This is a genomic window from uncultured Methylophaga sp. (assembly GCF_947259025.1).
Lineage (GTDB): Bacteria > Pseudomonadota > Gammaproteobacteria > Nitrosococcales > Methylophagaceae > Methylophaga.
On record NZ_CAMYKO010000005.1, the window covers coordinates 388,154 to 401,254 of the forward strand.

13 protein-coding genes are annotated in these 13,101 nt (G+C 50.5%); 5 read left to right on the forward strand and 8 right to left on the reverse strand.

The features are described from left to right. Positions 1-4 precede the first annotated feature (4 nt). The 3 genes from Q0X64_RS07850 to Q0X64_RS07860 are packed head-to-tail and all read left to right on the forward strand — an operon-like array spanning position 5 to position 1,790. Positions 5-358 (forward strand): PilZ domain-containing protein, encoded by a 354-nt coding sequence (locus tag Q0X64_RS07850; protein WP_297810964.1) that lies wholly within the window; start codon positions 5-7, stop codon positions 356-358. A gap of 26 nt (positions 359-384) precedes the next feature. Beyond that, positions 385-1,158, forward strand: coding sequence for a TatD family hydrolase (locus Q0X64_RS07855; protein ID WP_297810967.1), 774 nt, complete (start codon positions 385-387; stop codon positions 1,156-1,158). 5 nt (positions 1,159-1,163) lie between these two features. Further along, on the forward strand, positions 1,164-1,790 hold the full coding sequence (locus Q0X64_RS07860) for an arylesterase (RefSeq protein WP_297810970.1): 627 nt from the start codon (positions 1,164-1,166) through the stop codon (positions 1,788-1,790). Here the strand turns inward: Q0X64_RS07860 and Q0X64_RS07865 are convergent. The 3 genes from Q0X64_RS07865 to Q0X64_RS07875 form a co-directional block, all read right to left on the reverse strand. Beyond that, positions 1,787-2,731 (reverse strand): diguanylate cyclase, encoded by a 945-nt coding sequence (locus Q0X64_RS07865; protein ID WP_297810973.1) that lies wholly within the window; start codon positions 2,729-2,731, stop codon positions 1,787-1,789. The two genes, Q0X64_RS07860 and Q0X64_RS07865, sit on opposite strands and share 4 nt — an antisense overlap. A 24-nt stretch (positions 2,732-2,755) precedes the next feature. Then, on the reverse strand, positions 2,756-4,087 hold the full coding sequence (locus tag Q0X64_RS07870) for an Hpt domain-containing protein (protein ID WP_297810976.1): 1,332 nt from the start codon (positions 4,085-4,087) through the stop codon (positions 2,756-2,758). A gap of 152 nt (positions 4,088-4,239) precedes the next feature. Continuing rightward, complete coding sequence (locus tag Q0X64_RS07875) at positions 4,240-6,723, reverse strand: EAL domain-containing protein (RefSeq protein WP_297810980.1); 2,484 nt, start codon at positions 6,721-6,723, stop codon at positions 4,240-4,242. Between the two features lie 146 nt (positions 6,724-6,869). Here Q0X64_RS07875 and Q0X64_RS07880 point away from each other — a divergent pair, with 146 nt between their 5' ends. After that, a complete protein-coding gene (locus Q0X64_RS07880) occupies positions 6,870-7,244 on the forward strand; it encodes a hypothetical protein (protein ID WP_297810983.1) in 375 nt (124 codons plus the stop codon). On the opposite strand, the gene Q0X64_RS07885 is transcribed toward Q0X64_RS07880, so the two are convergent. From Q0X64_RS07885 to Q0X64_RS07895, 3 genes are all read right to left on the reverse strand, one after another. Next, positions 7,231-9,240 (reverse strand): ATP-binding protein, encoded by a 2,010-nt coding sequence (locus Q0X64_RS07885; protein WP_297810986.1) that lies wholly within the window; start codon positions 9,238-9,240, stop codon positions 7,231-7,233. The genes Q0X64_RS07880 and Q0X64_RS07885 overlap by 14 nt on opposite strands. An 81-nt stretch (positions 9,241-9,321) precedes the next feature. Then, entirely contained in the window at positions 9,322-10,047 is a 726-nt protein-coding gene (locus tag Q0X64_RS07890) for a hypothetical protein (RefSeq protein WP_297810989.1), read from the reverse strand. Positions 10,048-10,104: 57 nt separating this feature from the next. Then, entirely contained in the window at positions 10,105-10,470 is a 366-nt protein-coding gene (locus Q0X64_RS07895) for a CbiX/SirB N-terminal domain-containing protein (RefSeq protein WP_297810992.1), read from the reverse strand. Positions 10,471-10,560: 90 nt separating this feature from the next. Here Q0X64_RS07895 and Q0X64_RS07900 point away from each other — a divergent pair, with 90 nt between their 5' ends. Beyond that, positions 10,561-10,866: a hypothetical protein gene (locus Q0X64_RS07900; RefSeq protein ID WP_297810995.1), complete on the forward strand. Its 306-nt coding sequence runs from the start codon at positions 10,561-10,563 to the stop codon at positions 10,864-10,866. Positions 10,867-10,868: 2 nt separating this feature from the next. On the opposite strand, the gene Q0X64_RS07905 is transcribed toward Q0X64_RS07900, so the two are convergent. Both Q0X64_RS07905 and Q0X64_RS07910 read right to left on the reverse strand, forming a co-directional pair. Then, complete coding sequence (locus Q0X64_RS07905) at positions 10,869-11,246, reverse strand: hypothetical protein (protein ID WP_297810997.1); 378 nt, start codon at positions 11,244-11,246, stop codon at positions 10,869-10,871. A 129-nt stretch (positions 11,247-11,375) separates the two neighbouring features. Further along, entirely contained in the window at positions 11,376-13,049 is a 1,674-nt protein-coding gene (locus Q0X64_RS07910; protein WP_297811000.1) for a GGDEF domain-containing phosphodiesterase, read from the reverse strand. Positions 13,050-13,101: the final 52 nt, after the last annotated feature.

Below are 13,101 nucleotides of genomic sequence, written 5' to 3' on the forward strand. Positions count from 1 at the left end.
CGCTATGGCTATGAACCCACGCAAAGGCATTCTGTCTTTAAAAATTACCGACCAGAATATGCTCTATCACTCCTACATGCCGTTTCTGAAAAATGGCGGTCTGTTTATTCCCACCAACAAGGGCTATCAGGTAGGGGAAGAAGTGTTCATTTTGCTGACCCTGATGGATGAGGCAGAAAAACTGCCCGTGGCCGGCAATATCGTCTGGATCACCCCGCGGGGCGCCCAGGGCAACCAGGCTGCCGGTATCGGCGTTCATTTCAGCGATATCGACGGTGGTGCTTCGGTCGTTCGGGGTAAAATCGAAAACTATCTGGTGGACAAACTCAAGTCCGACAAAGCAACCTACACCATGTAAGACCAACCCACAGCTACAAGTTTTTTATGTATATCGACTCACATTGTCATCTGAACATGCTGGCCGATGAACCGGGCGGTATTGACGCCATGGTTAACGAAGCCAGTGAAAGCGGCATCGAACACATTCTCTGTATTGCCATCGACAAGGCAAGCTGCGATGAAGTCAAATCGATTGCCGACCGTTATCCCCACATCACGGCCAGTGTCGGCATTCATCCCAATGTTGATAAAGCTGAGCAATTTACTTTGGAAGAGCTGGTCGCGCAGGCCGCACACCCCAAAGTGATTGCCATTGGTGAGACCGGACTCGACTATTTTCGCAGCGAGGGCGATCTGGCCTGGCAGCGTGACCGCTTCCGTGTGCATATTGAGGCTGCCAAACAAACACAGAAACCGCTGATTATCCATACTCGCGAGGCACGGGCTGACACCATGGATATCCTGGAAAATGAGCAGGCCGAAAAAGCCGGCGGCATCATTCACTGCTTTACTGAAAACTGGGAAACGGCCAAACGCGCGCTGGATATCGGCTTTTACATCTCCCTGTCAGGTATCGTCACCTTCAAAAATGCCCGTGAGCTGCAGGATGTCGCCAAAAAGCTGCCACTGGATCGCATTCTGATAGAGACCGACTCTCCCTATCTGGCACCGGTACCGCACCGCGGCAAAACCAATAAACCGGTGTTTGTAAAACATGTTGCTGAGTTTCTGGCAGAACTTCGTGGTGACACGGTAGACAATATTGCCGCCACCACCACGGCTAACTTCCAACGCCTGTTTCCGTCCACTGCCCAGTGAAATCAGTGAAATCGAGTCGCTTTAGCCAGTGGCTAGCCATCTGCCTGCTGGTTGTACTCAGTGCCTGCGGCAGTGGTGAGCCATCACAACAACTCGCCCCCCTGGGGCAGGATGCGATTATTCTGGCTTTTGGTGACAGCCTGACCTACGGCACCGGTGCCAATCATCAAACCGAGAGTTATCCTGCAGTCCTGGCACAGCTCAGTGGTAAAACGGTGATCAATGCCGGCGTGCCGGGCGAAGTCAGTGGGGAAGGGCTATCACGACTGAAATCTTTGCTCAATGAGCATCAGCCAGAGCTGGTGCTACTCTGCCACGGTGGCAATGACTTGCTGCGTAAACTGGACACCGATGTCCTTAAGGATAATTTGCGGCAGATGATTCACCTTATCAGAGAGCAGGGCGCTCAAGTGGTGATGTTATCTGTACCCAAGCCCGGTGTTTTTCTGAAAGCCGCACCGCTGTATCAGGAACTGGCCTCGACACAACAAGTTTTGCTGGATAATGAGACTATTACAGATATCGAGTCTCAGTCTTCACTCAAGTCAGACCCGATACACCCCAATGCAGAAGGCTACCGGCAGTTAGCGGAAAAGCTGCATCAGTTACTGGATAGGGTAGGCGCTTTTTAAATGACGCCAGACTCGCCCGTGATTTGTTCACTGATATCGCTGCTGACAACAACCCGGTTTCGACCTTCAGCTTTGGCCTGATAGAGCGCCTCGTCAGCCTTTGCAACGACAGGTTCAATCGCCAGTTCGCTGCTGGGTGTCAGCACGTGTACACCAATACTGGCTGTAATTGTCAGCTCCACACGACCTACCCTGACAGTTTGCTCAGCGACAGCCTGGCGAACTCTGTCAAACAAGATTCGGGCTTTCTCAGCATTTTCGATTTCAGTGATCAACATGAACTCTTCACCACCATAACGGGAGACGATGTCATAAGGTCGCAGCGTTTTACTTAAAGTATCGGCAAAATGCTGAAGCACTCTATCGCCCGCCTGGTGACCATATTCATCGTTGACCTTCTTGAAAAAATCAATATCGATGAGCGCCAGCGCGATATTCTGATCACGGCGCATCATTCGTTCTACTTCCACCATAAAACTGGCCTGCCCGGCGCGGCGATTAAGCACACCGGTTAACTCATCATAATAAGCCAGTTTTTCCAGCACCCGGTTGGAGTATTTGAGCTTCTCCTGAGTATCAATAATACGACGGGCGACGGCATATTTCGCACTGAGAAAATGACCATCGATGGGTTTAGTGATGTAATCATCCGCGCCATAAGAAAGCGCTTCGATGATCTTCTGTTCTTGTTCGTAGGCTGAAATGATAATGACGTAAGGATGATAATCTTCTGTATGAGTCTCACGGAGCAATGTGGCGACTTCAACACCAGTAAGACCGGGCATATTCCAGTCGAGAAGAATAAAATCGGGTGGCGTGTCTGACTGGATTATGTCCAGTGCCTGATTACCGGTCTCGGCTTCGATAATCTCGCAGTCATGGGGTTTGAGAAGACCGCGCAGGGTAAGCCGGCTGGTTAGTTCGTCATCGGCGATCAACACTCTCATTGGCTTTGGGAGACTTGATTATGGATGATTTGCATGGATAGCTGACCTTTTGTTTGTTGTGTTATGACTGTCGATGTATTGGTTGATAGCGACTTGTAGCTGTTTCAAATCGCTTTCGAGTTGTTCGACAATCACGTACGCTTTTTCCATCTCATTTTCAGTTGCGGCCTGTTCCAGCAAGCGCGCCTGTTCAACAATGGCATTAGCGCCTATCGCCGAAGCACTGCCTTTTAACTTGTGCGCAAGTAGTCTTATTCTATCACAGGCGTGAAGCGCAATCTCCTCATCAACCTGATGGATAAGACCGGGCGTTTGTTGTTGAAACATGTCGAGCATCTGCAAGAACAGATCATTATCTCCTTGCAAGCGAAACAGCGAGGCTTCCTTATCCCAGAATTGGGTGGTGCTCGGTGCCCAAGCTCTGTTTTCCAGCACAGCATACTCGCCGGTCTGCTGGGGCGTTTTGTCTGCCTGGCTATGATATGGCTTTTTGCTCATTGCTTTGCGCCACAGCAACAGCATCACGACAATAAATAAGAGGGTGACAGCAACCAGCAATACAGCATAGAGACGATAGGGCGGAGTGCTTGACTTGATCACAGACTTGGCCGCCACCCAATTGAATACCAGTTTTCGCTCCCGGTTGAGCACATCACCGCCGGGTAGACTGAGCGTGGTTTTTGCCAGGATAAAGTCATCCTCAGCCACGCCGACACTAGAAGAGGTCTCGCTCTCTTCCTCGCCACCAGTTCTGTTGGCGGGATTATTTTTCGCCGATGTCAGCACGGGAGTAACCTGGTCACCCTGTAAATTTTTGATAAACCATTGCTGGCCGGGCTGCAGGCTCTGGCTGACCGAACTGAGCAGCATCTCAGCATTGAAGCTGATGAAAATAACGCCCAGAACTGCATTACCATCAAAGACCGGTGCCGCAACCCGGTAAACAAGAGAGTCTGTCTGAGGCTGAATTTCCAAGTTGGAAATATAGGTTTCGTTCCGGTTGAGCGTCGTCACCTGATGGGCAAGCTGCATGAGGTCATTGGCCGGTAACTGCTTCAAAGGCGTAGTCTTGAAGTTTGCCTCAGTCTGATGTCGATTAATGTGAAACAGATCCTGTTTATTTTCAGTTATTACCAGCATGCCCAGCATTTCGGCAGCCGGGTGCTGTTTGAGATAGGAGATCATCAGGTCCGCCAATTGCTGTTTTTGTCTGGCGCTGGTGCTGTTCACATTCCCGTCAATGATTGCATTATAGCTACTGGCCACGGCCGGCAGATCACGTAAAAAAAGTACATCGCTGCGATGAGCTGAGAATGTTTGCTGCCATCGCAGTTTTTGTTGCAGTGCCATGCTGGCTAGACTCTGTCTGGCATGATCGAACTGCCATTTTTCGAAACCCCGGTCGATAAAATAACTCGTTCCAGACACAGCCATGATAAGACAAACAGATGCTAACAACAGCGCTTTTCGTGCTGTGCCAGTGTTGAGGAAAAACACCTTACTCAGGCCTTTTTATCTGACTTGAGCTGAGATTGAAGAAACTCAGAGAATTGAGTGGCATTGAGAGGGCGTGAATACAGATAGCCCTGACCGCATACGCAGCCCAGTTTGAGTAGCTCATCACGGTGTTGACTGGACTCCACCCCTTCGGCAATTAACTCAAGCTGCATCGAATTGCCCAGATTGATGATGGTCTTAACGATTTCATAGTCGCGTTGATTTTTGAGCATACCGCGCACGTAAGACATATCCAGCTTGAGCTTATCAACATCAAGCCGACGCAGATAGGTCAGGTTAGAGTAGCCTTTACCAAAGTCATCAATCGACAGTTTAACGCCCATTTCCTTGAGTTCTTTGAACTTGTGCAGCGTCTCTTCAAAGTTGCGGATAAAAGCAGTCTCAGTCACTTCCAGCTCCAGCATGCCGGCATCCAGACCTGTCACTGAGAGGGTATCCCGAACCATAGCAACCAGGTCATCATTAAGACATTGCACGGCGGAAATATTGACCGAAACAGGCACCCTGTAGCCCGCCTGCAACCATTGCTGACACTGCTGGCAGGCCTCATGCATCACAATCGCACCCAGCTTCACGATAAGGCCGGTTTCCTCGGCAATTGGAATGAATTCAGCCGGTGACACCAATTTGCCACTAAAGTCGCGGATGCGAACCAGCGCTTCAGCGCCGATGGTAATGCTGGACGCCAGGTTGACCTTAGGCTGGTAATGCACTTCCACCATCTTGCGATCATCGAGGCACTGGCGCAGCAACTCCTCAGTCGAGCGCCTTTGCATCAGGGTGCGTTCCAGTTCTTCGGTAAAGATACGATAGCGGTCACCGCCTTCAAACTTAGCCCGGTACAAGGCCGCGTCAGCCTGCTGCATGATAGTATCCGGATCGCTGCAGCGTTGATCGATCATGCTGACACCGATACTGACGGACAGGCTGTATTTCTCCTTGCCTACGGTCAGCGGTGCTCTTAATAAGTCCAGTAGCAGGTGCAGATCATTTTCCAGTTTCTGCTGATTGTGCTCACCACGGAATAAAACCATAAATTCATCGGCGCCCAGACGGCCGATGCTGTTGTCCGGCTCATAATTCTCGAACAGCCTTCTGGCCATCACTCTGAGTACATCATCACCGGTACCGTTACCGTGGGCGTCATTGAAGAATTTAAAATTATCGACATCAATCACCGCCATCGCCATCGTCACGTTGTTGACCTTGACGGCTTCACAGGCGAGTTGCAGCTTCTCACGGATAAACAAACGGTTGGCGACACTGGTGAGCTGGTCGTAACTGGATGCCTGGTTGCGTAGCAGACTGAGACTGACGCTGTGACTGATATCGTGAATGACTGCTACCGCGCCGTTCATCTTGCCATCATGACTGCGGAGTGGGGCAGCTGTCTGCTCTATCTGGGTTAATCGGCCGTCCTTTGCCACCAGCTGGGTGTTGAGAGGCATGGATGTCACGCGTTGCTGACGCAGGGCAACCCGGATTGGATTTTCTGTATTGATTTTGGTTTCAGGGTCACGTAACTGCACCACCTGCTCAATCGGCAGGTTCAGTGCCTCTGATTGCCGCCAGCCGGTGATAAGCTCGGCTTTGGCATTAATAAAGGTCACCAGTCCCTGGTTATTGGTTGCCATCACGCCCTCGGCGACTGAGCCAAGAATGATGTTAAGGAAATCTCTCTGCTCCTGCAGATTATGCTCAATTTGTTTTTGCTCGCTGATATCGGTCAAGGTCAGCAAAAAACCATTGTCATAGCCCTGATAGGCGGTTTCAGACCAGTTGATAATAAAACTGCGCATATTACCCAGGCCGACTTCAAAGCTTGAGGTGGTTTGATACAGCCCCTGGCTGTCAGGTTGGGCCTGCTGCATCAGCGCGATAATATTGGCAGGGAAAATCAGTGATAGGTGCTGGCCCAACAATTCCAGCGGGCTAAAGCCAAACCAGCCAGCTTTTTCATCATTGCAGAACAGGTTGTGCCAGTCTTTGTCCCAGTAAGAAATAAAATTCGGCACCTGTGCCACCAGGTGCATGACTTCCTGACGGGCATTGAACAGCTTCTTACTTTGCTGCTGGATCGTCAGCAGATTGTTAACGCGCAGCTCGCAGGCTTTATGGTCGATGGGTTTGGCAATAAAGTCGACGGCGCCCTGACTCAAGGAGGCAATCTCATTGTCGATGCTGCTGTGGGCGGTGACAAAAATAATAGCGATATCACGGGTAGCCGGATTATCACGAATACGTTGGCAGACTTCCAGGCCATTAATGCCGGGCATTTCAATGTCCAGCAGAATTAAGTCCGGTTTTAAATGTTCAAGCTGTGCCAGCGCGGCCTCGCCGCTATCTGCCGTGTGTACATCCCCCAGTTTGCTGAGCAATGCTTTGAGCTCCAACTGAGTGGAGGGCTCATCATCGACAAGTAAGATTTTTACCGGGCTGGCTGTCAGGTCGCAATCCATCGTAAACATGCAGTCTCCCTTGTGCCTGTCATTCCGTTATTAAGGCACACAGCCATTCAAGCACATTGAGACTTTAAATTCAGCAAAAATTTAATAATCGGAACTCTACTGCCCTTCACTAGTTCCTATATCAGTGTTTGACTAAAGATAAAATCATGAAATTCAGTGTGTTGATAACTTTTTGCTTTTTGTGCGGATTCGCCGGCGCTGGCGTTCATGGCGAGGACTTCCTGCCTGACTTATCGACCGACTGTTATCAGGAGTGGCAGTCGCGTGGCTGGGTGATAGGCGAAGACAACACGCCTGCGCATGAGGTGCCGCGCTTTGCTCAAGGCATCAAAAAAATGTGTGAGACACGGGCTGACATGCATAGCGAGAATGCAGACATCTCACCCTACATTCAGGGCCGACTCGCTGAGCTTGCTCCCTATCTTTTTGCCGGCGATAAAGCGGCGATGCGGAGTGTAATTATAAAACTACAACAGCGGCGCCCGGGGCCGGACTTCTCCGGCGCATTTATGCGGGACTGACTGTCAGCGATTTAAGTCTGGCGGCCAGGTCGTCAATAGCAATGGGCTTGGCCATGTAATCATTCATGCCGGCTTCGATACAGATATCCTTATATCGAATACTGGCATTGGCTGTCAGCGCGATAATCCAGGGTGACTGTAAACTGCTTTTTGCCTGCTGACGGATTTGCTTGGTGGCTTCGATGCCATCCATTACCGGCATTTCCCAGTCCATGAATATCAGATCATAGTGCTGCTGTTGCTGTTTCTCGACAGCCTCCAGACCATTTTCGGCCGTGTCACTTTTAAGCCCCAGTTTTTCCAGCATCATCACCATCATGGTGACATTCATCGGCAAATCATCGACCACCAGAATTTTCAACTCGGCTTTATCCGGCAGGGGCTGAAGTTGGGCCTCAATAGTCTCATCCGGCATGTCAGTCAGCAGTAGTGGCAGATGCAGGGTAAATTCACTGCCCTGGTTTCTGGCACTGACCACACTAATATCGCCGTCCATTAACTGTGCCAGGTTTTTGGAGATCGCCAACCCTAAACCACTGCCGCCATATTTGCGCGTGGTACTGCTATCGGCCTGAGTGAAACGCTGGAACAACTGACTCTGTTCAGTCAGGCTGAGACCGATGCCGTTATCTTTGACAGAAATAAACAATTGCTGGCTACCACCGTGATCATCAGCACTGGCTGATAACTGAATTTTTCCACCCGCCTCTGTAAATTTGATTGCATTGCTCAGCAGGTTGAGCAGTATCTGTTTACAGCGCACCTCATCAGTGTGGATCACACTACCTTGTAACGAGGGTGCCAGTGTCAGTTGTAACTGATGATTTTGCCTCTGGGCCTGGGGCGTCATGATTTCCAGGCACTGCTCGAGCATGTTTTCCAGCCTCACCGGTCGATATTCGAGATCGATTTTGCCCGCCGCAATTCTGGAAAAGTCCAGAATGTCACCAATCACGGCAGAGAGCTGGCCGGCACCAGCCTCAATACCGGAGACCAGTTTATTTTGCTGCTCATTCAGTTCGGTATTGCGCAACAGGCTGCTCAAACCAACAACGCTGTTCAACGGAGAGCGGATTTCATGACTCATACTGGCCAGAAAGGCATCTTTGGCAGCTTCACTCTCTGCAGCACGCCGGTTGCGAGACAGTAAAATCTCGGCATAGACCGCGGCCAGCGTCAAAGCCAGCCCCATCAGCGCGATAATAATGAGACTGGTCAGGGGGAAGGCTTGTTTATGCTCGACAGCAAGCAGCCATTGCCCGGCATCAAATACAACAGCCTGTACTTGTGGCGTTTCATTAAATATCTGTGGATCGCCCCAGAACACCTCACCCTCGGCACCCAGTCCATGACGCCCCTTAAGCGCATAGCGAAATTTATCAGAGCTTGCCTGTTCAAGACCGGCATGACTGAGGATGGCATCCGTAGTAAACAAAACCGTGGCCAGCCCCCAGAAGTTGTCAGGGAGCAGTGACGGATCTTCATAAATGAGCTGTTGCTGCAGCCGCACAGCACTGGCATTGGGAGAATGACCGGCGAACACGGCTTTACGGGCGATAATGGCCTCGCCACCCTGAACCAGACCGATGGGGCCGGTGATGACTTGATGGTACTGATAAATGGCGCGGATGATCTGCTGTTTACGGCTGTCATCTTCAAATAAATCATAGCCCAGCGCTTTGTCATTACCATTGCCGGTGAGATAGCGAATGATGCCCTGCGGAGCCAGTTGCATGCTCAGAATGCCGTCAACCGACTGGTGCAATTGGCTGGAGAACTGATCAAAATGTTGCTGAAACTGCTGCTCCTGTTGCTTATCTTTGAGATCCAGCTCTGCATAACTGCTGACAAACGCATCCAACGCATCCAGTGTGAACAGGCGTTCATCCAGGGCACTCTGTAAAGCAGCAGTGGTTTTTTTCAGCTCATCATCAGCACTTTGTTCACGCTGCGCTTCAATGCTCTTGTATTGCAGCAGCATAAGAACACCAGTCATCAAACTGCCAAATAGCAGAATGACCAGTGGCAGTCGTAATTTTTCAAACTGGCTGAACAGGTTTCGCAAAATCAACGCTCACTAAAAGGGCACAAGGATCATGGCCTGGGGCACTTTTTCGATCACCCCGTCTATACCGAATTTGTTATACCAGTAGCTGTACTCCATGCCAATGTATAACTGATTTGTATGACCCCAGTAGTGGCCCATATCTAACAGCAGTTGTGGCTGAGCCAGCCATAAAGCTTCACCGCCGGTGGCGTCCGCACTTTGCCAATCAATAAAGCCTTTAAACAGAAAGCGGCTGCGGCCGAGTTTGAAGGTCATCGCCCAGATAGGTGACACCTGCAAGCCGGTCGTGTTCAGATTGTCGGATTTGAAGGCCATGATATCCAGCTTGAGATAATCCATTGCCGATGCCTTGAACTTGAGTCCAGCGCCCAGCAGATAGGCCCTGAAAGGATCTTTGCGGGGCAAGTTGCCAATGTTCAGCCCGGCCACCAATGAGAGATCATCTAATAATGGCAGCGAAGGTGAAGTGCCGTTGACTGCTTTCCAGCTTATGCGCGGGTAGAATTCTGCATAGAATTCAGTGCCTTCGTCTCGGCGGTTAAAGATATTGCTGAAAAAGAAGCTTTCACCATAGCGCCAACTGCTGGCATGTTCGATGGTGATGGATTCACGGGTGGCGGGGCCCGGTTCGTATTGATTGCCGAACAGAAGCTGGATATTGCTACTGCGCCAGGCGGGCGGCTCTGCCAGCACAACATTGGTAAAGAGCATCAACACAACAACAAGCTGTTTCATTATTTTTCCTTATCAAGCCTGTTGATATTGTCGGCGACACGCCCGCAAACGTGAGCTTTATTTGTTGGCGGCTGTTTGCAGTATCAGGTCCAGCATGACGGGTGACGCACCGATATGTTCGGTAACCCTGATAGTGATGTCGGGATATTGCGGTTTGATGGCGGTGATGACCTCCGGAATATCTCTGGTGACATGCTTGCCGGAGTTAAGGAAGTAGGGGAGGACAGTGATCTCTGTGGCGCCGGTTTTGGCACAGCTTTCTACGCCATCGGGTATCAGCGTATCAGCGAGTTCCAGAAAGGCCGGGACCACGATGTCGAAATCATGATCAGCACGTTTCTCCAGAATAGCGGCTAAATCAATGACTTCCTGGTTTGACTGGGGACGACGACTACCGTGGGCGATAAGTAATAAGGCTTTCATAAAGTTTGTGCTTTTTGTTGATTTAATAAGGATTTATTGCAGACATTAGCAGTCTAGTTGCCAAGAACACGTGAATATGACGGAGTTAAGATGACTAGCTGCAAACCTTTTTTCAGTATCCTCGCCCTGTGCTTTTTTTCGCTGCCGGCCGGCGCCCAGCAGGCAGCCAAACAGTGCGAAATGATCTCGGCGATGACCGGTGATTATTATGCCCAGCGACAGGCGGGTAAAGCAAAACAGGAACTGGAACAGGCTCTGCCACCGGCGTTTGCTGACAGTGAGTTCGAGCGCACCGCAAAACTGGCCATTAATCTGGCATTCAACGTGGATGATTCATTAAACGAGGAGCAGGTCGAAACCCGTGTTTTCGACAGTTGCATGCAGCACCAGCAGTAATTTTACAGGCAGTGCTCGCTGCGATGGCGGGCACAACAACTGACCAACCCGCCGCTGTGACGGAATTGATGGCCATGTTCACCACAAAACATGCAACGCTGAACAGAGCGGAACTGGGCTTTCCTGACAATGTGGGCAATATCTTTGTTGCGGTTAATCACCTCACAATGCAGCCGCCCATGGTTGACTTCAATAACCGCAACCCGTGGCAGAAACATGCGCTGGCGGGGCTTTTTATTGACCTGCTGAGCGACATCTTCAATCTGCGCACAGAGCTCGTAAACCAGCTCGAACCAGCCTTCAGGAATGCTGATCCTGGGCTCCCGGCCAAGGCTGATAGGGCAACGTAATTTTAACCGTGCTTGCTGTGATGCTTTCATAACACTCTAAAAAAAGGATGGCACCGAAGTACCACCCTAACAACCAAGATATAGCAAGGATAAAGCTGTCTAAATAAACAGCACTCTAACTGACAACGGCAACAGCAGAAAATTCACTGATATTCATGTTTAACTTATCTGCCGCCAGTTCAATTGCCCCTCATGGCTTTGATACCACTCAATAAACTTTTCTCGTTCTACCGGCCTGGAAATAAAATAGCCCTGCGCAATATCACAGTCTATCTGATTGAGGAAGCGCATAATACGATAGGTTTCGACGCCTTCTGCCACGGTTTTCATCTGCATCTTATGCGCCAGGCTGACCGCCGCCTGCAGAATATGGACCGCATCCTGATCATCGGGTAGTCGGCGGACGAAAGATTGATCCAGCTTGAGATGAGAAATGGGGAGTTTGTGCAAATATTGCAGTGAGGAGTAGCCGGTACCAAAATCATCAACGGTAATGGTCACGCCAGCCGCTGCCAGTCTTTGCAGTTCCCCTGCCGTGTGGTTGATATCACGTACCAGGGCGCTCTCGGTCACTTCCAGTTCCAGATAATCGCCCCGCAAACCATGCTCTGCCAGCATGGCAAAAATCGTCTCGGCGAAATCAGGCTGGCAGAGGTTGTGGGCGGATATGTTCACGGCAACCGGAATCGGCATGTCCTGAGACTGGAAAAAGCGGGCGGTTTGCATGGCTTCATCAAGCGCAAAACGGGTCAGCACATTAATCAAAGTGCTCTGTTCCGCACAGGGAATGAAAGTCCCGGGCGGAATATTACCACGCTGTGGATGATGCCAGCGCATCAGTGCTTCAACTGACAAGACGCGGCCGCTGTGAAGATCCAGGGTGGGCTGATAATGCATGGTTAACTGCTGTTGTTCCAGAGCTTTCATCAACTCGGCCAACAGCGACATATTATCGCGGGTCGCCATTTTCAATGATGGCTGGTACTCGAGAAGATCCAGAAGCCTGTCATGAGCAGCATTGAGTGCAGACTCAGCCTGCTGAAGATAACTGGCGGGCTCTTCATCAACCTCACGAAACTGAACATAGCCGATGCGTGAGTCGACATGAATGGGAATGCCCTTAAACAGATAAGGATGACGTACTGACGATTTAAGGGCTTCCATCAGCTTCAGGGTTTTGTCAGCTTTGGCAGCAATAAGCGCGCTGATTTCCACGGTATCGGCACGGTAGATTTTTGCCTGCCTGCTGAAAACCTGGTCAATCCGCTCGGCGCATTGTGCAATAACTGCTTCTATTACATCGTGACCAAATGCGGCTTTGAGCTCGGTGGCACTCTGCAAAGACAGCACCATCAGAACTCTATCTTCGGGAACTGTCTGGTGCTGAATCTGGGTCAAATCATCCATCAGCGCCATACGGTTGGGTAGCCGGGTGCTGATATCATGACGAAATACCCAGTACAGGTGACGAATATATGACTGGACGGTGTCACTGGCAATGCCGCTTAAGGCTCCAATCAGCACAAAAAAACCGGCGCGGTATAGCCAGTTGATAGTGAGCTGCATTTCACCGCTTACCGTGCTGATCGGCATATATGGCCCCAGAACCAGACTGCCGAGCAGTGCAATCAGGACACCGCCGCGGGTGCCATAGAGCATGCCGGCCAGGACAATAGGCACATACATCGAATGAGAATAAACGTATTTGATTCCGCCGGTCAGGTAGACAATAACACCGACGCCCAGCACCATCAGCAACAGAGACGGGATAGCAATGATATTGAGTGTATGATGATGGCGGTTAAACCATTTAAAAATGCCGATAATGTCCATTTGGTACAACTCACTCCCTGTTGACCCTGTGCCGGTAACCATTGCCTGAACG